The sequence below is a fragment of the Tropicibacter naphthalenivorans genome (genome assembly GCF_900176475.1).
In the GTDB taxonomy this organism is placed as follows: Bacteria; Pseudomonadota; Alphaproteobacteria; order Rhodobacterales; family Rhodobacteraceae; genus Tropicibacter; species Tropicibacter naphthalenivorans.
This window is the reverse complement of the sequence record NZ_FWXX01000005.1, coordinates 151,760-170,366: the sequence shown is the minus strand read 5'-3', so window position 1 is coordinate 170,366 and position 18,607 is coordinate 151,760. Positions and strand designations below refer to the sequence as shown.

Below are 18,607 nucleotides of genomic sequence, written 5' to 3'. Positions count from 1 at the left end.
TGCGTTTCACAGCAGCAATGACACCAACGTCGCCGCCAGCAAAGGCAGGCTAAGCACGGTTGCCAGCAGCAGGGCTGCAGCGGCGGTGGGCCGTGGCCGGGTGGCGGTGACAGAGACGGCGCGGGGCGCGGATCGGCGCAGCGAATCATGTTTCATGTGGGCAGTTAACCACACAGAAACTTTCTAGGTCCTTAATCTGGGTCATGTCCGAGTCGCTGTTGCTGCCCCTGCCCCAGTCTCCTGAATTCGCCCGCGCCTGCGAGGCGATGGAGGTGCCCATTCGCCTGTGTAAACGCGAATGTAGCGGTCAGGCGCAGCTGATCTGGCAGGTGCAATCGCGGCGTCTGGGCTGGCTTGGGCGGGTCGATCTTGTCTCGCGCGGGCCGGTGGCGCGCGACCCTGCGGATGTGACCGACTGGCTGGACCGCTGGCAACATTGGCATGACCGCCGGCCCATGTTGCTGAATGCCGAAGGCTTGGGGCATGACGCTTTGCGCGCCGCTGGGTTCTGGCCGCTGGTGACCCCTGCAACCCTCGCCATGGTGCCCTTGGCCGACAGCACCACCATGCGCGCGCGCCTACAGCAGAAATGGCGCAATCGCCTGAACCGAGCAGAGGCTAGCAGCTTGCGCATCACCCGCCATGCCTTGACCGCGCAGCATCCGATCCTGAGCCAAGAGGCCGTGCAAGCCCGCGCGAAACGCTATCGCGGCCTGCCTCCTGCCTTCTCCGCCGCCTTCGCCGCGCGCAATCCCGGCAAGGCCGTGGTGTTCGAGGCGCGACATGGCGGTGCCCCCGTGGCCTCGGCCTTGATCCTGCGGCACGGCCCCATGGCGACGTGGCAGATCGGCCATTCGAACGCCGAGGGGCGCAAGCTAAACGCCATGAACGCGCTGCTCTGGACGGCGATGACGTGGCTCGCGGATCAGGGTCACAGCCATCTCGACCTTGGCACCATCAACCAGCAGGACGCCCCCGGTCTGGCACATTTCAAGCTGGGCACGGGCGCAGAGGCGCAACGCTTGGGTGGCACATGGCTGCACCTAGGCGCGCTGGCCCCCATTGCCCGCCGCCTGCCCGCCGCCCTCGCCGCCTAATCACACGGTTCACTCGCCAAGCATCCAAACGCCATCCGGCCAGAACGCATCAAAGGCAAAGGCGAACATCACGTCATGGGCCACGTCGCGCCCCTCGGCCCGCACCCGCACATTGCCCACATCGCGCCCGGCGCTGATCTGCCCAGCGTCCAAGGCCGACGCCTGCCCCCGCGCCCATTCCAAGACCACGCCGCCCTCTTCGATGCGCTCCGCCTGCCGCAACCGCTCCAAAGGCCAAGCCCGCTCCCCCACGCGCACCACCCGCGCGAGCGGCGCGATCCCATGCGGCGGCGGCGCGCCACTGTACAAAAACGGCCGCTGCGAGGTGTCGTATCTGCGGTACGGGTTGCTGCCATAGGGACGGCTCCACGCCGGTTCCGCCATGACCTCGCCCTCGGGGTTGCGCGCCTTGAACGCCGCCCAACTCTCCATCCACGAGGGCAATACCGCCAGCTGCACGCCGGTCTGCGCGCCAACGATCCCCTGCCCCACCGCCTGCTGCCACCAGCTCTGGGTCTCGCGGTCGTACATCACCATGTCGGAAAACCGTAACTTGCCCGTGACGCCAAAGCTCAGCACGTCGCCGCCCACCCGCCGATCAAAGGTCACCGCAGAGTTACACAGCGGACAAAAGGTCACCGCGATGGGCCGCCCACCCACCACATCGTTCACGATCTCATGCCACATCAGGTAGCGAATGGGGTAAGCGCGCGGCGCAGCGCCCTCGATCTCCACCGCGATCACCGGCTCCAGATCGCCAATCCCCTGGGCCTCGGCCACCCCGATCACCTGCGGATCACTCAGCGCAGGGATACCATCCTTGCCCGGCCCGCCAGAAATGATCTGCGCCCAATTCTCAACTGTAGTTATGGAAAAATCCGTCTGCGGCCACTCGAACTTCCAAAAGCTCGGGTCCGCCATTGCAGGCACAGCCATACACAGCCAAAACATCAACACGCGCAACATGGGCGATCCTCCTCGCCCCATGATGCCGCAAAACAGCCCGTCTGCACAGCCCGCCCCAGATCCGGCGCGCGAGACAGGCAAGGTCCCTCCCCCCGGGGTGACGGGGGGAGGACAGGAGGGGGGCTGAGGCCTCCGGACTTGCGCAGCAAGCCCTTTGGATCAGCCCGCCTTCGCTTTATTCGGTGACGACCACCTTGGACATGCGGTCCGGCTCGCCGTAAACCTCACCATTGCGGCCTTCGCCGCGCTTGATGCCGTCCACGATCTCCATGCCTTCGGTCACGCGGCCCACAACGGTGTATTGCCCGTTCAGGAAATGCCCCGGCTCAAACATGATAAAGAACTGCGAGTTCGCCGAATCCGGGCTTTGCGAGCGGGCCATGCCCACCACGCCACGATCAAACGGCACGTCCGAGAATTCCGCCACAATGTCCGAGCGGTCAGAGCCGCCCATGCCCGCCATGCGCATGGAAAACGTCTCGCCGTCCACATTGCCGAACTGCACGTCGCCGGTCTGCGCCATGAAGCCGTCGATCACCCGGTGGAAGACCACGCCGTCATAGGCGCCCTCAGCAGCAAGCCCAGTGATCTGTTCGACGTGCTTGGGCGCGATGTCCTCAAGCAGGTCGATCTTGATCACGCCCTTGTCGCCGTCCGGCCCCGCCACGGTGATGTCGATCCCCGTCGCCAGCGCCGGAGACGCCAGCACAGACAGGACCAAAGCCAGCTTACGCATCTGCCGCAACCTTGACGGAAATCATCTTGTCCGGGTTCGCAGGCGGCTCGCCGCGCACGATCGCGTCCACATGCTCCATCCCGTCGATGACGCGGCCATAAACGGTGTACTGCCCGTTCAGGAAGGAGTTGTCCTTGAAGTTGATGAAGAACTGCGAGTTGGCCGAGTTCCGGTTCTGCGAACGCGCAGCGCCCAGCGTGCCCCGGTCATGCGGCAGCTTGGAGAATTCCGCCGGCAGGTCCGGCAACTCAGAGCCACCCGTGCCCGCGCGGCGCATGTTAAAGCTGTCGCTATCAGCGTTGCCGTGCTCGACGTCGCCGGTCTGCGCCATGAAACCGTCGATCACGCGGTGGAACACCACACCGTCGTATTTGCCTGCGCGCGCCAGCTCTTTCATGCGGGCGGTGTGCTCGGGCGCTACATCCGGCAGCAGCTCGATGGTGACGGTGCCGCCTTTGAGTTCCATCAGGATGGTGTTTTCGGGATCTTTAATCTCGGCCATTGTCGCCTCCGTGAATTAACCTTTGCGACTTGATAGTGCGCGCGGGCGCTATTGCCAAGACGCCGTTGACCTCACAGCGTTAACAGGGCAGTCAAGGGTTAACCACGCATGGGAGTCTAAACATGGCCTGGAAAACCCTCGACGAGATGGACCTTAGCGGCAAGCGCGTGCTGACGCGGGTCGATATCAACGTGCCGGTCGAAGACGGCAAAGTCACCGACGCCACCCGGATCGAGCGCATCGCCGCCACCGTCCAGGATATTCTGGCGCGCGGCGGCAAGCCGGTGCTGCTGGCGCACTTTGGCCGCCCCAAGGGCGAGCGCCGCGAGGACATGTCTTTGAAGCCGCTGATCCCCGCGCTCGAAGAGACCCTTGGCGCGCAGGTGGTCTTTGCCGCCGATTGCGTCGGCCCGGCAGCGGCGGCGGTGATCGACGCGCTTGGCGAGAACCAGATCGCCCTGCTGGAAAATACCCGCTTTCACGCCGGTGAAGAGAAAAACGACCCCGAACTGGCCAAGCAAATGGCCGCTTTGGGGGATATCTACTGCAACGATGCCTTCTCGGCGGCGCACCGCGCCCACGCCTCGACCGAAGGCCTCGCGCATCTGCTGCCCTCTTGCGCGGGCCGCCTGATGCAGGCGGAACTTTCGGCGCTGGAAAACGCGCTTGGCACGCCCGAACGTCCGGTGCTGGCGGTTGTGGGCGGGGCCAAGGTCTCGACCAAGCTGGACCTGCTGGGCAACCTCGTGGCCAAGGTCGACATGCTGGTGATCGGCGGCGGCATGGCCAACACCTTCCTCGCCGCTCAAGGCATCGACGTGGGCAAATCGCTGTGCGAGCACGAGATGGCCGACACCGCGCGCGAGATCCTGACCAAAGCCGAGGCCGCTGGCTGCGAGATCATCCTGCCCGCCGACGTGGTTGTCGCCCGCGAGTTCAAGGAAAACGCAGAGAATGAGACCGTCGCGGCAGACGCCTGCCCCGCCGATGCGATGATCCTTGATGCGGGCCCCAAGGCGGTCGAGACCGTCAAGCAGGCCATTGAAAAGGCCAAGACGCTGATCTGGAACGGCCCGCTGGGCGCGTTCGAAATCGCCCCCTTTGACACCGCCACCAATGCCGCGGCGAAATACGCCGCCGAGCGCAGCGAAGCCGGTCAGCTGGTGTCGGTCGCAGGCGGCGGCGACACGGTTGCGGCGCTGAACAAGGCGGGCGCTGCGTCGGACTTTTCCTACATCTCCACCGCCGGGGGCGCGTTTCTGGAGTGGATGGAAGGCAAGGAACTGCCGGGCGTCGCCGCCCTGGGTTAACCCCTTGTAATAATGCACAAAGCGCCCGAGACCCCGCAAGGCTTCGGGCGCTTTTTCGTGCCTAAAGGTCTTGGTCCAGACTGCGCAGCAAGCTGATGGCGGCGGGCGCGGTAAAGGCGGTGGAATGCCCGCCCCGGTCGCCGCCTTCGATCTCCGACAGGTCGATCAGGTCCACCGGCAGACCGTCCAGCGCCTCTGTGTTGCGGATCTGGCCCAGCCGTGCGGGCTTGCCCGTCAGCCGCGCCGACAGATCAAGGATGTGATCCTGCGCCGAGGTGACCAAGGCAAAGGGCTGGGGAAAGGGCGCAATCCGCCTCGCCTGCTGGACAAAGACGTCACTGTCGATGTCCGGGCTGATCAGCGCCACGCCGGACAGCCGCCCCAGCACCTGCCCCTTGCCGGAAATCGACAGCTGGCGCAGCGTTTCCATCACCAGTTGGCTGCCCATGGAATGCGCCACAACCAACACCCGCTGGCCGTCCCCCGTCAGCGTCACCAGCAGATCTTCGAGCCCATCGCGCGAGAAAATCACGCTGTCGCGGTCGTAGACATAGCCGCGCGCATCCCCCGCCGAGGGCCACGAATAGGCGATCACCGGCACCTTGGCGTCGAAATCATGGGCGATCTGCGCGAGGCGATAGACCGCTTCGGCGTTGTTGACGTTGTAGCCATGGACAAACAGGACAACCTCATCGCGCGTCCCTTGCGCGTTCAGATCGGCCAGAAAGGCGGCGGCATCGGCATAGCGCGCCTCGCCTCGGGCTAGGAAGTGCCGTGCCGGATCAGGCGCTTGGCGGGGCCACTCGATCTTGCCGGGAACATGCGCGGGCGGGATCGAGATGTCGATCCGGGCAAAGCGCAAGGCCGGGTCACGGGTCTGGCCGAATTGCTGGCGGAACATCGCGTCCTCGTTTTCGCGCGCGGGGTGGCGGTTGGTGGCGATAAAGACCGAGCGGACAGATTCCGCGCCCAAGGGCACGTCGCGCAGCAGCAAAACTGCCCCGCGCGGCGCGCAGGCCGACAGGGTCAGGACACAAAGAAAAAGCAAAACGCGAGTCATGCCCGCACGATACCCGCGCTGCGGAAAAACGCCAGATGCGCTGGCAGGAATGCAACGGTTTGGCGCGGGATTTTCGGCGGGCTGGATCGGGGCTTTCAAGCGGGCTTTGGCTGAGGCAAGCTAGCGAAACGCATCCACCAAAGAGATGCCGAGGCAGACCAGTATGACAACCCGTTCCGCGCGCCCCTCTATCGGGGTTTTGATCTTTTTCACCGTCACGCTCAGCCTGACGGCCTATTTCACCTTTGCCGCCGTGCAGGGGGATTTCGGCCTGTTCCGCCGCGCCGAGATTGTCGTGGAAAGCCAAAAGCTGGAACGCGAGCTGGCCGCCTTGCGCGCCGAAGTGGGCCGGATGGAAAATCTCACCAGCCGCATGTCCGACGACTATCTGGACATTGACCTGCTCGATCAGCAAGTGCGCGACGTGCTTGGCATGGTGCGCAGCGACGAAATCGTGGTGAACTGACTCGATCTGGCGCGATTTGACGCGGAAGTAATCAATCCTTCACATCTTTGAAACGAAAGATTGTTGCGCGGGCTTTACGCCTGCGCGGGGGCGGAGTACGCTTTCAAAAAACAAGTTCAACGCTAAACAATACCAAGGGAGGAGAGGCCATGGCCCCGCGTAAATCCGCGACCAAGCCGAATGTCTCGGCCGAAGAGCTCAAGACCTGGTACCGCGATATGCTGCTGATCCGGCGGTTCGAAGAAAAGGCCGGCCAGCTGTATGGCATGGGTCTGATCGGCGGCTTTTGCCACCTTTATATCGGGCAAGAGGCGGTTGTGGTGGGGCTGGAATCCGCCGCCGATGAGGGCGACAAGCGCATCACCTCTTACCGCGATCACGGCCATATGCTGGCCTGCGGCATGGACCCCAAGGGCGTCATGGCCGAACTGACCGGCCGCGAGGGCGGCTACTCCAAGGGCAAGGGCGGCTCGATGCACATGTTCAGCCGCGAAAAGCATTTCTACGGCGGACACGGCATCGTTGGCGCGCAGGTGCCGCTGGGCGCGGGTCTGGCGTTCTCCGACAAGTACAAGGGCACCGACCGCGTGACCTTTACCTATTTTGGCGATGGCGCGGCGAACCAAGGTCAGGTTTACGAGACCTTCAACATGGCGGCGCTCTGGCAGCTTCCGGTGATTTTTGTCATTGAAAACAACCAGTACGCCATGGGCACGGCGCAAGTGCGGTCGACCTCGACCCCTGATTTGCACACCCGCGGCGAGGCCTTTGGCATCCCCGGCGAGGTGGTCGACGGCATGGACGTTCTGGCGGTGCGCGAGGCTGGTCAAAAGGCGGTCAAACACTGCCGCGCGGGCAAAGGCCCCTACATCCTGGAGGTGAAGACCTACCGTTATCGCGGCCACTCGATGTCGGACCCGGCCAAGTATCGCACCCGCGAAGAGGTGCAGAAAATGCGCGAGGAACGCGACCCCATCGAACACGTGCGTGACCTGCTGCTGCAAGGCAAACACGCCACCGAGGATGATCTCAAAGCCATCGACAAGGAAATCAAAGCCATCGTCTCGGAGGCGGCTGATTTCTCTCGCGAGAGCCCGGAACCGGACCTCAGCGAGCTGTGGACCGACATTTACGCCGACGCGTAACTTATCAGGATATAAGGAGAAACACCGATGGCGACCCAAGTCCTGATGCCCGCCCTGTCCCCCACCATGGAGGAAGGCACGCTGGCGAAATGGCTGGTCAAAGAGGGCGACACCGTCACCTCTGGCGACATCATTGCGGAAATCGAAACCGACAAGGCGACGATGGAATTCGAAGCGGTCGATGAAGGCATCATCGGCCAGATCCTGATCCCCGAGGGCACCGAAAGCGTCAAGGTCAACACACCCATAGCGGTATTGGTCGAAGAGGGAGAGGCCTTGGACGCCACCCCCGACAGCGCCAGCGCGCCGGTCCCGGCGGACAAGACCCTGACCTCGGAAAGCGCCCCGGCGGCGGCGATTCAGCACCCCGAACCCACCGTCACGGCGGAACCTGACTGGCCCGAGGGCACCAAGGTCAAATCCCAGACCGTCCGCGAGGCGTTGCGCGACGCCATGGCCGAGGAAATGCGAGCGACGCCCGAGGTGTTCCTCATGGGCGAAGAGGTGGGCGAGTACCAAGGCGCCTACAAGATCTCGCAAGGGCTGCTGGACGAATTCGGCTCCAAGCGGGTGATCGACACGCCGATCACCGAGCATGGCTTTACCGGCATCGCGGTCGGCGCGGCCTTTGGCGGTCTGCGCCCGGTGGTCGAGTTCATGACCTTCAACTTTGCCATGCAGGCGATTGACCAGATCATCAACTCGGCGGCGAAGACCCTTTATATGTCCGGCGGGCAAATGGGCTGCCCCATCGTCTTCCGTGGCCCCAACGGCGCGGCGGCCCGCGTCGGCGCGCAGCACAGCCAGGATTACGCGGCGTGGTACGCGCATATTCCCGGCCTCAAGGTCGTCATGCCCTACTCGGCGTCCGACGCCAAAGGCTTGCTGAAAACCGCCATCCGCGACCCCAACCCGGTGATTTTCCTCGAGAATGAGATCCTCTACGGGCGCAGCTTTGACGTGCCGGTGATAGACGATTTCACCGTCCCCTTCGGCAAGGCGCGCATCTGGCAAGAGGGCACGGACGTCACGCTCGTCTCCTTTGGGATCGGCATGAGCCACACGCTGAAGGCCGCAGAGGAACTCGCCAAAGAGGGCATCAGCGCCGAGGTCATCGACCTGCGTACCCTGCGTCCCATGGACACCGCCACGATCATCGCAAGCGTGCAGAAAACCAACCGCTGCGTGACCGTCGAAGAGGGCTTCCCCACGGCGTCGATCGGCAACCACATCTCGGCGGTGCTGATGGAACAGGCCTTTGACTGGCTCGACGCCCCGGTGATCAACGTCACCGGCAAAGACGTGCCTATGCCCTATGCGGCCAACCTTGAGAAACACGCGCTGGTCACGCCCCAGGATGTGATCGACGCGGTGAAAAAGGTCACCTACCGCTAACCCCTTGGGACCAAACGGATGGGGGCGTGCAGTGCCCCCATCGCCCACACCACACACCAGACCTCCGACAGGAGCTTTCCCGATGCCCACAGAAATCCTCATGCCCGCGCTCTCGCCCACCATGGAAGAAGGCACGCTGGCCAAATGGCTGGTGTCCGAGGGCGACAGCGTCCAGTCCGGCGACATCATCGCCGAGATCGAAACCGACAAGGCGACCATGGAATTCGAAGCCGTGGACGAAGGCACCATCGGCAAGATCCTGATCCTTGAGGGCACCGCAGACGTCAAGGTGAACACCCCCATCGCCATCCTGCTGGAAGACGGTGAAAGCGCCGATGACATCACGGCGAGCGCCGGGGCCACCGCGCCGCAGGCCGAGGCCCCCGCGGCCGCAGAGGCGGCCCCTGCAAGGGGCTCCGATAAGGCCGCCCCCCCTGCCCCGGTCAAGGACGGCGGTCGCATCTTTGCCTCGCCGCTCGCCCGCCGGATTGCCGAACAGAAAGGTCTGGACCTTGGCCAGATCACCGGCTCTGGCCCGCGTGGCCGCATCGTCAAGGCCGACGTCGAAGGGGCCTCTGCCCCCGCCGCCGCCCCTGCGCCCGCAGCCCCGCAAGCGGCTCCCGCAACGCAAGCGCAGGCCACAGCGCCAGCCCCTGCCGTCCAGCCGGGGGCCATCGCCAAGCTCTACGCAAACCGCGAGTACCGCGAAATCCCGCTCGACGGGATGCGCAAGACCATCGCCGCCCGCCTCACCGAGGCCAAGCAGACCATCCCACATTTCTACCTGCGCCGCTCGGTGCAGCTGGATGCGCTCATGGCCTTCCGCGCGCAGCTCAACAAGCAACTCGAAGGGCGCGGCGTCAAACTTTCGGTCAATGATTTCATCATCAAGGCCTGCGCCAACGCCCTGCAACAGGTGCCCGCCGCCAATGCCGTCTGGGCCGGGGACCGCATCTTGCAGCTGACGCCCTCGGATGTGGCCGTGGCTGTCGCCATCGAAGGCGGGCTGTTCACGCCGGTCCTGAAAGACGCGCATCACAAATCGCTCTCGGCCCTGTCGGCGGAAATGAAAGACCTCGCGACCCGCGCCCGCGACCGCAAGCTTTCCCCCGAGGAATACCAAGGCGGCAGCTTTGCCATTTCCAACCTCGGGATGTTCGGGATCGAAAATTTCGACGCGGTCATCAACCCGCCCCATGGCGCGATCCTCGCCGTTGGGGCTGGCGTCAAGAAACCGGTGGTGGATGCTGATGGCAATCTTGGCGTGGCGACGGTCATGTCCATGACCCTGAGCGTCGATCACCGGGTGATTGATGGCGCTCTTGGCGCGGAACTGCTGGGCGCGATCGTGGACAACCTCAAAAACCCGCTGGCAATGCTGGCCTAACCCCTTCGCCAGACATGAAAAAAGCGCGCCCGGGACGATCCGCGGCGCGCTTTTACTTTGTTCTGAGAGGGGCTTACAGCCCTTCTGACCGCAAAATCTGATCCATCTCGACCGAGGGCTGATCGCAGCCCGCCTCACCCACGATCTTGGCCGGCACCCCGGCGACGGTTGTGCAGGGCGGCACTTCTTTCAAAACCACCGACCCAGCCGCAATGCGCGAGCAATGCCCGATCTTGATGTTGCCCAAGACCTTGGCCCCGGCCCCGATCAAGACGCCATCGCCGATCTTGGGGTGACGGTCCTCGTCCTCTTTGCCGGTCCCGCCCAGCGTCACGGAATGCAGCATCGACACGTTGTTGCCGACCACCGCCGTCTCGCCGATCACGATGGCATGGGCGTGGTCGATCATAATCCCCTTGCCGATCCTGGCGGCGGGGTGAATGTCGATCCCGAACATTTCCGACGTGCGCATCTGAAAGAAATAGGCCAGATCGGTGCGCCCCTGGGTCCACAGCCAATGCGCTACACGATAGGCTTGGATCGCCTGGAAGCCTTTGAAAAACAACAGGGGTTGCAGATAGCGGTGGCAGGCCGGATCGCGGTCATAGGTGGCGGTGATATCGGCGCGCGCGGCACTCGCCAGTTCAGGGTCCGCGCCATAGGCCTCGTCACAGATTTCGCGGATGATCTGTTCTGACATCTCGCCATTGGCCAGCTTGAGCGAAATGCGATAGCTCAGCGCCCGTTCGATCGTCGGATGGTGCAGGATCGAGTAATGCACCATCCCGCCAAGCAGCGGTTCGGCCTCGACGGCATCCTGTGCCTCTCGCATGATGCGGTCCCAGACGGGATCGACTTTCGCCAGTTTTGCGCGCGTTTCTGCCATCGGTTCCCTCCTTTGACGGGATGAGGTTAGCAGATAGTGCATTCATGCCAAAACGCAAATCCGTGATGACTTTAATCACGTGTAAAAATGCAAAAAACCGGACACCTCGGGAAGAGGCATCCGGCTGTTTTGATCGCGGCGGGCTCAGGCTCCGCAGGTCACGCGGGCAAATGGCCCCGGCCCATAGCGACCAGAGATTTGCGCCACGGCGATGTCAAAGGCCCCGGTAAGGCCATCGCTGCTTTGCTGCGCGGCAGTGTAAGTCCAATCGGGTGTGCTGGTCTGCACCTCGCGGATGACCGTTTCGCCCTGCTGGACACGCACCAGATAGGCCTCTTGGTCCTCGGCGAGCGGCACCTCGTAGCTGTCCCACGAATCGCCGTCGATGCGGGTGCGCCGGATCCACGCGACCGACAGATCTCCGCCCGCGTCCTGCGCGCGCAGATGCGCCGGGCTGTAGGGCCGGAGGCCGTTGCCGTCAAAGGCGTGCTCTTGGTGCACATAGCTGGGGTCGTCATAGGGCCGGCGCGCAGGTCCAATGCGGTAATGCCGGTTGACGCGCCGCTGCGTGGCGGGCATGTCAATCTGCGCCGCGCTGCCGTCCAGCAAGACCACGTACATCCCCGCGGGCCAGACCGGCAGGATTTGCCCGTCGGTCCCCGCCTGCCCGCGCAGCCGGTGCGACAACAGCCAGCGCCCGTCCTCGAGCAATTGCACATCGCGGAACTGGAACAGCTCCCACCCGCCGGGCGAGCCGTCGCCAATCGCCATGAGGTTGCCTCCGCCAAGGAAATCCGCATCCGGCAGCGACTGCAACGTCCCGCTGGCAAGGCGCACCTGCAAGGGCGCGCCCCGGTCGATCACCCCGTGGGGCGCCGCCAGCATCGGCGTTTCCGTCACGCCGATCACCGATTTCGCCGCGTGCAGGCTGTTGAGCGCATAATTGCTGTCCTGCGCCGCGTCATAAACGGCGACCGATCCGGGCCAAGGCGTCGCGGTCAACGCCAGATGCGGCGCGTGTTCAACCTCGTCCCCGGTCATCAGCGGCAGGTCCATAAAGAACGGCGTCACCGGCACGGCGGGGATAAAGGGCCGCAGGGCGACGCTGTCTTCGCTGGCCTCCGAGGCGGTGTAGACGTCAGGTTCGATGCGCACGGCGTCGATGATCTGCTGCTCCATCACTTCGACGCGGTCGATCCGCGCCAGCGTGTCGCCGGATTTCGACGGCACACGCACGATGTCGCCCGCCCCCAGCGCCATCTGCGAGGGCGGCAGCGCAAAGCGCATGGTGTCGCGGGCCACGCGCCCTTCGGCGAGCCAGCGCTCGGCGGTCAGGCGGCCTTCGCCACGGGTCAGCGCCAGCGCCAGTTCGGTTTCGGCCACGGCGTGGGTCTGCTCATCGGGCAGGACCGTTTCTTCGGACGCCACCTGGTGATCGGCGTCGGCCATGACAAAGCGCACACGCACGCGCCCCGCCTGTTCGGCCTCGCTGGCGCGGGTTTCGCTGATCGCGCCGTCGATCTCATCGCTGATGGCGATAGCATCGAGCGTCAGGTCCGTCGCCCGCTGGCCGTTGCGCATCCGAAAGACCAAAAGGCCATCGCGCTCGATCGCGTCAAAACCATAGGCCAGCATAAGCGGCTGAAGCGCCTGCCGCGCGTCCCCGACTTGAGGCACCACGTAGCCGCGCACAAAGCCATGCAGCCCGCTGGTGTCGATCCGGGTCAGGCCCACGCGCCCGCAGATTTCCTGCACGACCGAGGCCAGAGACCGCCCCGAGATACGCCCATTCAGCCAATGCCCCCGGCGGTAATTCGCGCCATCGGACCACAGGTCTTCGTTCGCGGGGAACCACGGATAGGGGCGCGCATCCCACGCCCAGACAAAGGCCCGCGACATGTCCAGCATCGGCGCGCCGTAGACCTCTGATGTGGGGTTATGGGTGTCCTCGGACCAATAGCCCATCATCGCGCGCAGGTATTCGCGCTGGATCAGCTCATCACGCAAGCCATTGGAATAATGCGGCGTTTGCGACTCCGAGCTTTTGGGATCGAGGAACTTGTTGGGTTGGTTGGTGCCCTTGTCCATGGCCGCGCAGCCCAGTTCGGTGAACCAGATGGGCTTGGATTGCGGGGTCCAATCGGTGGGCGTGTCTTCGCGGACGCCGGCGCGGCGCTCGTGGTGGTAATTGCCCCACCAGTTGCGGATGTCCTTATAGCGCCAGACCCACGGCTCGTTGTAGGCACCGTCTTGGATGGGCGCGCGGCGTTGGGCGTCGCGGGCCTCGGGGGAGGAGTAATACCAGTCATAGCCCTCGCCGCCTTCGATATTGGCGCGCAGGTAATCGAGGTTGTAAATCGCGCCCCATTCGGCATCGGCGTGGTCGTCGCCATCGCGCCAATCGGACAGCGGCATGTAGTTGTCGATGCCGATAAAGTCGATGTTGGCGTCGGCCCAGAGCGGATCGAGGTGGAAGTACAGATCGCCAGAGCCGTCCTGCGGGTGATAGCCGAAATACTCGGACCAATCCGCCGCGTAGCCGATCTTGACGGTCGGCCCAAGCAGAGCGCGGCATTCAGCCGCCAGCGCGCGCAGGGCCGCCACGGCGGGAAAGCCGTTCGCCCCGCGGATCTGCGTCAGCCCGCGCATTTCCGAGCCGATGCAAAAGCTGTCGACCCCGCCCGCCGCCGCGCACAGCGCCGCTTGGTGCAGGATAAAGCGGCTGTAGGACCACTCGTCCGGGCCGCTATAGGTGATCTCTTGGCCCGAGATCGCGAAATCGCTGGCGGTGGCGGTGCCGATGAAGGTGGCGACCTCGGCATCGGCGGCAGCGGTCCCATCGGTCGAGCCATCGCGCCCCGGCGCGGTGCCAAGCGTGATGCGCCCGCGCCAAGGCAGCTTGGGCTGGTCGGCAGAACCGCTCCACGGATCGGTCAAACCGTTGTTATCCATCTGATCCATCAGGATAAACGGGTAATACATCACCGCAAGCCCATTCGCTTGCATCCGCTGGATCGCCTGGATCACAGACACATCCGTGGGCGTGCCGCCATAGACCGGGCGTCCATTTTCCAACGGCACCACCTGCGCTTGATCGCGGGTCAGGCCGCTGACCGACCACGCCATGTTGGTGGCCTCGAACTCGGTCTGTTCGACCTTGGGGCGGATCGTGCAGGCATCGCAGCGCAGATCATCGCCGAACCAGCTGACCACCAGGGACGCCGCGCCGCAATTGGGCGCCTCGTCCACCAGCTGCGTGAGCGAAGTGTTGAAATCAGGCTGTTCGGACGGCGAATGCACGTTCGCCACCGCGTTGCCCCCCGGCCCCACGCCGAAAATCTGATCGTCGCCAGCAGCATAGGACATGTAGACCGGCTCGGTCGCCAGCGCGTATTCGCCCGTGCCGGGGATCATCGCAACGCCCCGCACCGCCAAAGGCACATCGTCCGCCGCCGACATCTCGGGACGGGTGACCTCAAAGCTGAACTGCGGCACGCGGTTGCCGAACTGCCCGAGCGAGAGGTCTTCGAGCACCACATAGGCGGTGCCGCGATAGGCGGGGACAAGGCCCGTGCCTTCGACCGCTTCGATCTTGGGGTCGGGTTGCTGGTCCATCGAGCCGGGGTAGACGCGCATGTTCAGATCGCTGACGGGGATTTCCGCCCCGTCCGCCCAGACGCGATTGACGGCGGTGATCTCGCCTTCGCACAGGGCAATGGCGAGGCTGATCGAATAGGAATACTCGCGTACCTCGGGCCGCGAGGGCGCTCCCTTGCCGCCGCCGCCCGACGTCTTGACGTGCTCTAGGAACTCGGTCGCCCAGATCACGTGGCCGCCAACGCGCATCCGGCCATAGACCTGCGCGATGGGCGCGCCCTCGCCCGCGCCGATCAAGCGAAAGCGGTCAACGCGCCCGGTTTCCACCGCCTCGGACCCTTGTCCCATCAACCGCTGATCAAGCCTGCGGCCAAAGGTTGCGCCGATGAACCGGCCCACGGCGGTCATCGACAGGCCCAGAACGGACCCGCCAATCGAACTGCCAATCGCTGCACCTGCGGCGGAGAAAAGGATCGTCGCCATGATTAACCCTCCAATGGAAAGGCAAAACGGGCCACGACCCGTCTCGCCCAAGGCGCGCTGAGCGCGCTCTCGATTACGCCATGCCCGCTGTAGGCATGGATGAATGTCGCGTGTTTGCCGACCTGCGCCTGAAGGCCGACATGTTTGGCCACCGCCCCGTCGCGCATCCGGAACAGCAGCACGTCGCCGGGGGTGGCCTCGCTTAGGGCTTTGGGCGTCAGGTGGCGCAGGGCCGCGGCCCAGAGGCGCTCTTCGCCCTGGGGTTCGGACCAGTCCATGCTGTAGGCGGGGATCGCCTCTGGCTCTGTGCCATGTGTCTCGCGCCACAACCCGCGCAATAGGCCAAGGCAATCGCAGCCCGCGCCCTTGGTCGAGGCCTGATGCACGTAAGGCGTGCCGATCCACGCCCGCGCATGGGTGACCAGCTGGCTCATCGTCGGCTGCCGCCGCTGAGGCTCTTGGACGCGGTCGGGTGGACCGTCATCCAGTCGTCCTCGGGGATGTCCGGGAAGCCCTGGAAATTGACAAGGTTGTTGAACTTGAGCCGGCAGGTCTCAAAGCGCTTGTCGCAGCCCGCGATGACGCGCACCGTATCGCCCACCTCGGGCGTGGCGCGCAAAGGCTCCCAGACCTCGAGGCCGCGTTCGCCGTCGACCTCGCGGTCACGCTTGATGATCGCCGACAGGCCCGCTGCCGCCCCGCTGAGAACCTCCAGCCGCCCACGCATGAACCATTCGGCCTCGAACGCAGGAAGCGCGCCAAAGCGAAAGACACGGTTTTCCAAGACCTCTTGCAACGGTCCCTCGAACACGTAGCCGTTCTGGCTGGTGTCAAACTGGCACGACGCATCGCCCAGCACCGCCGAACACGGCTGTTGGAACACGCGCCCCACAGGGCGGTTCAGCGCCTCGGTCAAACCGCGCAATTCGGCGTGAAAGGCCCCGGCCCCGCGGGTGATCTCGCCAATGGTGCCGCGAAACATCACGCGCCGCGCGGTCACGTCCTGCCAGTTCACCAGCCAAGAGGTCACCTCGGCCCCGTCATAGCGCCCCGCCGCGATGTCTTCTTCGCGGATCGCGGCGTCGGACAGGCCGCCCATGGCCTCGGTGTTGTCCACCGACAGACCCGTCGCCTGCTGCAACGCCTTGGCGGTCAGGCCCGTGTCGGCCTTGAAGGTCACGCCGTCAAACGTCAGATCCCGGTCGTGATCGGTAAAGCCATAGACCGCACCGTCGCGGCACGTCACGGCCCAGGCGCGGCACACACTGGTCGTGCCCGTCGCCAGGTGATCGTGTAGCCCTTGCGCGCCCATCACACACGCACCTCGACCACCGGCACGTCGGGCACCTGGCCCGCGCGAAAGCTGGCCACGCTGACGTTGATCCGGTCGGTGTCGAACCGCACCGGCACGTCGAATTCAAAGCCTGCGCTGACCTCGAGGCCCTTCATCGGCGCTTCGACAAAGGTGAGGATACCGGTTTCCACGTCGGTGGTGAAATGCACGCCTTCGCGCATCTCGACGTCCTGCACCGCCGCCAGAACCGAACCCTTGACCGGCTTGGTCACCGGGCGCGCATAGCTGTGCAGACCGGAGCGATAGGTCTTGATCAAGGGAAAGCTTTTCGTCACGCCATCGCCGCGCGCGATCACCTGATCGGTGCCGGAAATCTGTTTGGAAGGGGCGCAGGATTTGTAATCCGACCAATCCTTCCAGCGAAACCCGTAGAGCTGCCCCCGGCGCGCCTCAAAAAACGCCACCAGCGCCTCGACATCGTCGAGCGAGCGCAGGCCAAGCCCGGCGTCATAGCGTCTGCGCGAATGCGCCCAAGGGGTGTTGCGTTCCTCGTGGCCGCTGGTGAGCGTCACGATATCCGTGCGGCGTTCCGGCCCGCCCACCGAGCCAAAGCTCAGGTCGGCGGGAAATCTCACTTCATGAAACGACATGGTGTCCTCCGATTAGCGATTGCGCGCGCCGCGCCCAAGCGCCTGGCTCATGCGGGCTGCGATCTGGCTTTGGCTGCGTTGAAAGCCCTGCACGTCCGGCGTCTGGATGTTCATCACCACCGTCACCGGCTGGCCGCCCCCCGACGCGCGCACGCCCAGTTTGCCGTCGGCGCCGCGCGTGAGTGGCATGATCGCCTCGGGGCCAGCCTCGCCCATCAGGCCAGTGCCGCCGCGCATGGGAAAACTCGTCGGGCCGCTCACCACGCCGCCATTGGCAAAGGGCATCACCCGGCCTTGGGTGAAACTGCCCCCCTTGGCAAAGGGCGAGAATTCGCCAAAGACCGAAGACAGTCCCCCCGCCAGCATCCCGCCCACGTGACCCGCGACCGGCTGGACGGCGGCTTTCCACGCCGAGTCGATCATCGACTGGGCGACCGTCTGCAACGCGTCCGACAGCTTCATCCCGTCCAGCACCACGCCGTCGATCGCCCGAGAGACCCCGCGCGACAGCTGCGCCTCGAGGCGCTGCGCCCCGCGCCCGGTGGCCGAAAACGTCTCGTGGATGCGCTTGAGCTCGGCGTCGAACTGCGCCGCCATGCCCACCGCCCCGCCGAGGCTGTCCTCGAGCGCGTCAACCTGGGCGCCCAGATCGTCGATCATATCCACTTGGCTCATTTGCAAGCACCTCCGCTTTGGTCGGGAAAGGCCGACATCAGCTCATCAAGCCGCGACCGTCCCATCGGTTTCGCGCCGGAACTCTCGCCCAGCAGCAACTGCAATTCCGCCGGGGTCAGTTCCCAGAACTCCCACGGCTTCAGGCCCAGCCCGCGCATTCCCGCGCGCATCAGGGCGGGCCAGTCAAACCCGTCCATCGCCCTGCTCCGGCAACATGAACGCCCGCGCCAGCAAAGCCGCCGCCGCCCTCGCCGCCGCCATGGGGCCGCCTTCGATCTCGGCCTGCACCAAGTCCGAGGCCTGCCCCTTCCAGCCGCCGCCGCGCAGACCGGCGACGATCAGGGCCAACACGTCACGCGTGTTGAACCCGCCGCTCTCGAAGCGCTGGACCAGATCCACAAGCGTGCCGCTGTCCAGCGTCGCTTCCAGTTCGGCCAGCGCCCCAAGGGTCAGCCGCATCACGTGGCGTTCGCCGTCCATGACCAACGCCACATCCCCCCGCCACGGATTGGCCATTACGCCACCGGCACCGCGGTGAACGCCAGCGCCCCCGCCGAGGCCATCGCCACCTCGTAGGTCGCCTCGCCATTGTGCGAGCCGGCGTATTCGATCGACGAGACCTGGAAACGGCCCTCGACGGTGCCGAAATCGGGGATGATCACCTGAAAGTTCGGCGTCTCTCCGTCGAAAAAGATCTGCCGGGCGCGCTCATCGGTCGAGGCGTCCTTGAACACGCCCGAGCCGCTGATATTGGCCGACTTGACGCCCGCCCCGGCCAGCAGCTCGCGCCAGCCGCCAGAGGATTCCAGCGTGGTCACATCGACCTGCTCGGCGTTAAAGCTGACCCGCGTCGCGCGCAGGCCCGCCATCGTTTCGAATTGACCATCGCCGGTCAGATCCACCTTGATCAAAAGATCCTTGCCGTTCTGAGCACTCATCGCGTTCACTCCTATTCAAA

Annotated in this window: 20 protein-coding genes; 6 read left to right on the top strand and 14 right to left on the bottom strand. The window is 64.8% G+C overall.

The window, feature by feature from the left end; translation table 11 throughout:
- Nucleotides 1–6 precede the first annotated feature (6 nt).
- The gene (locus B9A11_RS21630) at nt 7–156 is read right to left on the bottom strand and encodes a hypothetical protein (protein ID WP_186009215.1); all 150 of its coding nucleotides are present in this window, start codon (nt 154–156) and stop codon (nt 7–9) included.
- 47 nt (nt 157–203) lie between these two features.
- Between B9A11_RS21630 and B9A11_RS12430 the strand changes: the two genes are divergently transcribed.
- Complete coding sequence (locus tag B9A11_RS12430; protein WP_234988823.1) at nt 204–1,097, top strand: GNAT family N-acetyltransferase; 894 nt, start codon at nt 204–206, stop codon at nt 1,095–1,097.
- 9 nt (nt 1,098–1,106) lie between these two features.
- Here the strand turns inward: B9A11_RS12430 and B9A11_RS12425 are convergent, their stop codons facing one another.
- The 3 genes from B9A11_RS12425 to B9A11_RS12415 form a co-directional block, all read right to left on the bottom strand.
- Nucleotides 1,107–2,063 (bottom strand): DUF3179 domain-containing protein, encoded by a 957-nt coding sequence (locus B9A11_RS12425; protein WP_058248367.1) that lies wholly within the window; start codon nt 2,061–2,063, stop codon nt 1,107–1,109.
- A gap of 175 nt (nt 2,064–2,238) precedes the next feature.
- On the bottom strand, nt 2,239–2,799 hold the full coding sequence (locus tag B9A11_RS12420; RefSeq protein ID WP_058248366.1) for a peptidylprolyl isomerase: 561 nt from the start codon (nt 2,797–2,799) through the stop codon (nt 2,239–2,241).
- Complete coding sequence (locus B9A11_RS12415; protein WP_058248365.1) at nt 2,792–3,301, bottom strand: peptidylprolyl isomerase; 510 nt, start codon at nt 3,299–3,301, stop codon at nt 2,792–2,794. The genes B9A11_RS12420 and B9A11_RS12415 overlap by 8 nt, the downstream gene beginning before the upstream one ends.
- Before the next feature lie 122 nt (nt 3,302–3,423).
- Here B9A11_RS12415 and B9A11_RS12410 point away from each other — a divergent pair, with 122 nt between their 5' ends.
- Complete coding sequence (locus B9A11_RS12410) at nt 3,424–4,611, top strand: phosphoglycerate kinase (RefSeq protein ID WP_058248364.1); 1,188 nt, start codon at nt 3,424–3,426, stop codon at nt 4,609–4,611.
- Nucleotides 4,612–4,672: 61 nt separating this feature from the next.
- Here the strand turns inward: B9A11_RS12410 and B9A11_RS12405 are convergent, their stop codons facing one another.
- Complete coding sequence (locus B9A11_RS12405; protein WP_186009214.1) at nt 4,673–5,659, bottom strand: alpha/beta hydrolase; 987 nt, start codon at nt 5,657–5,659, stop codon at nt 4,673–4,675.
- Between the two features lie 175 nt (nt 5,660–5,834).
- Here B9A11_RS12405 and B9A11_RS12400 point away from each other — a divergent pair, with 175 nt between their 5' ends.
- The 4 genes from B9A11_RS12400 (at nt 5,835) to B9A11_RS12385 (ending at nt 10,064) form a co-directional block, all read left to right on the top strand.
- Nucleotides 5,835–6,137 carry an FtsB family cell division protein gene (locus B9A11_RS12400; protein WP_058248363.1) on the top strand — a complete coding sequence of 101 codons (303 nt, stop codon included), beginning with the start codon at nt 5,835–5,837 and terminating at the stop codon, nt 6,135–6,137.
- A gap of 149 nt (nt 6,138–6,286) precedes the next feature.
- Nucleotides 6,287–7,282: a pyruvate dehydrogenase (acetyl-transferring) E1 component subunit alpha gene (pdhA, locus tag B9A11_RS12395; protein ID WP_058248362.1), complete on the top strand. Its 996-nt coding sequence runs from the start codon at nt 6,287–6,289 to the stop codon at nt 7,280–7,282.
- 27 nt (nt 7,283–7,309) lie between these two features.
- On the top strand, nt 7,310–8,677 hold the full coding sequence (locus B9A11_RS12390) for a pyruvate dehydrogenase complex E1 component subunit beta (RefSeq protein WP_058248361.1): 1,368 nt from the start codon (nt 7,310–7,312) through the stop codon (nt 8,675–8,677).
- An 82-nt stretch (nt 8,678–8,759) separates the two neighbouring features.
- Nucleotides 8,760–10,064: a pyruvate dehydrogenase complex dihydrolipoamide acetyltransferase gene (locus B9A11_RS12385; protein ID WP_058248360.1), complete on the top strand. Its 1,305-nt coding sequence runs from the start codon at nt 8,760–8,762 to the stop codon at nt 10,062–10,064.
- Nucleotides 10,065–10,137: 73 nt separating this feature from the next.
- Here B9A11_RS12385 and cysE read toward each other — a convergent pair whose 3' ends face one another.
- The 9 genes from cysE to B9A11_RS12340 all read right to left on the bottom strand — a co-directional run bounded on the left by cysE (nt 10,138) and on the right by B9A11_RS12340 (nt 18,587).
- Nucleotides 10,138–10,950 (bottom strand): serine O-acetyltransferase, encoded by an 813-nt coding sequence (cysE, locus tag B9A11_RS12380; RefSeq protein WP_058248359.1) that lies wholly within the window; start codon nt 10,948–10,950, stop codon nt 10,138–10,140.
- Between the two features lie 144 nt (nt 10,951–11,094).
- Complete coding sequence (locus tag B9A11_RS12375) at nt 11,095–15,030, bottom strand: baseplate multidomain protein megatron (RefSeq protein ID WP_058248358.1); 3,936 nt, start codon at nt 15,028–15,030, stop codon at nt 11,095–11,097.
- Between the two features lie 2 nt (nt 15,031–15,032).
- Nucleotides 15,033–15,464 (bottom strand): NlpC/P60 family protein, encoded by a 432-nt coding sequence (locus B9A11_RS12370; RefSeq protein ID WP_058248357.1) that lies wholly within the window; start codon nt 15,462–15,464, stop codon nt 15,033–15,035.
- Nucleotides 15,461–16,342, bottom strand: coding sequence for a DUF2163 domain-containing protein (locus B9A11_RS12365; RefSeq protein ID WP_058248356.1), 882 nt, complete (start codon nt 16,340–16,342; stop codon nt 15,461–15,463). The genes B9A11_RS12370 and B9A11_RS12365 overlap by 4 nt, the downstream gene beginning before the upstream one ends.
- Complete coding sequence (locus tag B9A11_RS12360) at nt 16,342–16,974, bottom strand: DUF2460 domain-containing protein (RefSeq protein WP_058248355.1); 633 nt, start codon at nt 16,972–16,974, stop codon at nt 16,342–16,344. The genes B9A11_RS12365 and B9A11_RS12360 overlap by 1 nt, the downstream gene beginning before the upstream one ends.
- Nucleotides 16,975–16,986: 12 nt before the next feature.
- Nucleotides 16,987–17,649, bottom strand: a complete 663-nt coding sequence (locus tag B9A11_RS12355; RefSeq protein WP_058248354.1) for a phage tail tape measure protein — start codon at nt 17,647–17,649, stop codon at nt 16,987–16,989.
- Nucleotides 17,646–17,846, bottom strand: coding sequence for a rcc01693 family protein (locus B9A11_RS12350; protein WP_058248353.1), 201 nt, complete (start codon nt 17,844–17,846; stop codon nt 17,646–17,648). Before B9A11_RS12350 ends, B9A11_RS12355 begins: the two co-directional genes overlap by 4 nt.
- Complete coding sequence (locus tag B9A11_RS12345) at nt 17,833–18,165, bottom strand: gene transfer agent family protein (RefSeq protein WP_058248352.1); 333 nt, start codon at nt 18,163–18,165, stop codon at nt 17,833–17,835. Before B9A11_RS12345 ends, B9A11_RS12350 begins: the two co-directional genes overlap by 14 nt.
- On the bottom strand, nt 18,165–18,587 hold the full coding sequence (locus B9A11_RS12340) for a phage major tail protein, TP901-1 family (RefSeq protein ID WP_058248351.1): 423 nt from the start codon (nt 18,585–18,587) through the stop codon (nt 18,165–18,167). Before B9A11_RS12340 ends, B9A11_RS12345 begins: the two co-directional genes overlap by 1 nt.
- Nucleotides 18,588–18,607: the final 20 nt, after the last annotated feature.

Excerpts from the sequence above, each read along its gene's own strand:
- B9A11_RS21630 (WP_186009215.1), bottom strand. The coding sequence starts at position 156 with ATGAAACATGATTCGCTGCGCCGATCCGCGCCCCGCGCCGTCTCTGTC.
- B9A11_RS12430 (WP_234988823.1), top strand. The coding sequence starts at position 204 with ATGTCCGAGTCGCTGTTGCTGCCCCTGCCCCAGTCTCCTGAATTCGCC.
- B9A11_RS12425 (WP_058248367.1), bottom strand. The coding sequence starts at position 2,063 with ATGTTGCGCGTGTTGATGTTTTGGCTGTGTATGGCTGTGCCTGCAATG.
- B9A11_RS12420 (WP_058248366.1), bottom strand. The coding sequence starts at position 2,799 with ATGCGTAAGCTGGCTTTGGTCCTGTCTGTGCTGGCGTCTCCGGCGCTG.
- B9A11_RS12415 (WP_058248365.1), bottom strand. The coding sequence starts at position 3,301 with ATGGCCGAGATTAAAGATCCCGAAAACACCATCCTGATGGAACTCAAA.
- B9A11_RS12410 (WP_058248364.1), top strand. The coding sequence starts at position 3,424 with ATGGCCTGGAAAACCCTCGACGAGATGGACCTTAGCGGCAAGCGCGTG.
- B9A11_RS12400 (WP_058248363.1), top strand. The coding sequence starts at position 5,835 with ATGACAACCCGTTCCGCGCGCCCCTCTATCGGGGTTTTGATCTTTTTC.
- pdhA (WP_058248362.1), top strand. The coding sequence starts at position 6,287 with ATGGCCCCGCGTAAATCCGCGACCAAGCCGAATGTCTCGGCCGAAGAG.
- B9A11_RS12390 (WP_058248361.1), top strand. The coding sequence starts at position 7,310 with ATGGCGACCCAAGTCCTGATGCCCGCCCTGTCCCCCACCATGGAGGAA.
- B9A11_RS12385 (WP_058248360.1), top strand. The coding sequence starts at position 8,760 with ATGCCCACAGAAATCCTCATGCCCGCGCTCTCGCCCACCATGGAAGAA.
- cysE (WP_058248359.1), bottom strand. The coding sequence starts at position 10,950 with ATGGCAGAAACGCGCGCAAAACTGGCGAAAGTCGATCCCGTCTGGGAC.
- B9A11_RS12375 (WP_058248358.1), bottom strand. The coding sequence starts at position 15,030 with ATGGCGACGATCCTTTTCTCCGCCGCAGGTGCAGCGATTGGCAGTTCG.
- B9A11_RS12370 (WP_058248357.1), bottom strand. The coding sequence starts at position 15,464 with ATGAGCCAGCTGGTCACCCATGCGCGGGCGTGGATCGGCACGCCTTAC.
- B9A11_RS12365 (WP_058248356.1), bottom strand. The coding sequence starts at position 16,342 with ATGGGCGCGCAAGGGCTACACGATCACCTGGCGACGGGCACGACCAGT.
- B9A11_RS12360 (WP_058248355.1), bottom strand. The coding sequence starts at position 16,974 with ATGTCGTTTCATGAAGTGAGATTTCCCGCCGACCTGAGCTTTGGCTCG.
- B9A11_RS12355 (WP_058248354.1), bottom strand. The coding sequence starts at position 17,649 with ATGAGCCAAGTGGATATGATCGACGATCTGGGCGCCCAGGTTGACGCG.
- B9A11_RS12350 (WP_058248353.1), bottom strand. The coding sequence starts at position 17,846 with ATGGACGGGTTTGACTGGCCCGCCCTGATGCGCGCGGGAATGCGCGGG.
- B9A11_RS12345 (WP_058248352.1), bottom strand. The coding sequence starts at position 18,165 with ATGGCCAATCCGTGGCGGGGGGATGTGGCGTTGGTCATGGACGGCGAA.
- B9A11_RS12340 (WP_058248351.1), bottom strand. The coding sequence starts at position 18,587 with ATGAGTGCTCAGAACGGCAAGGATCTTTTGATCAAGGTGGATCTGACC.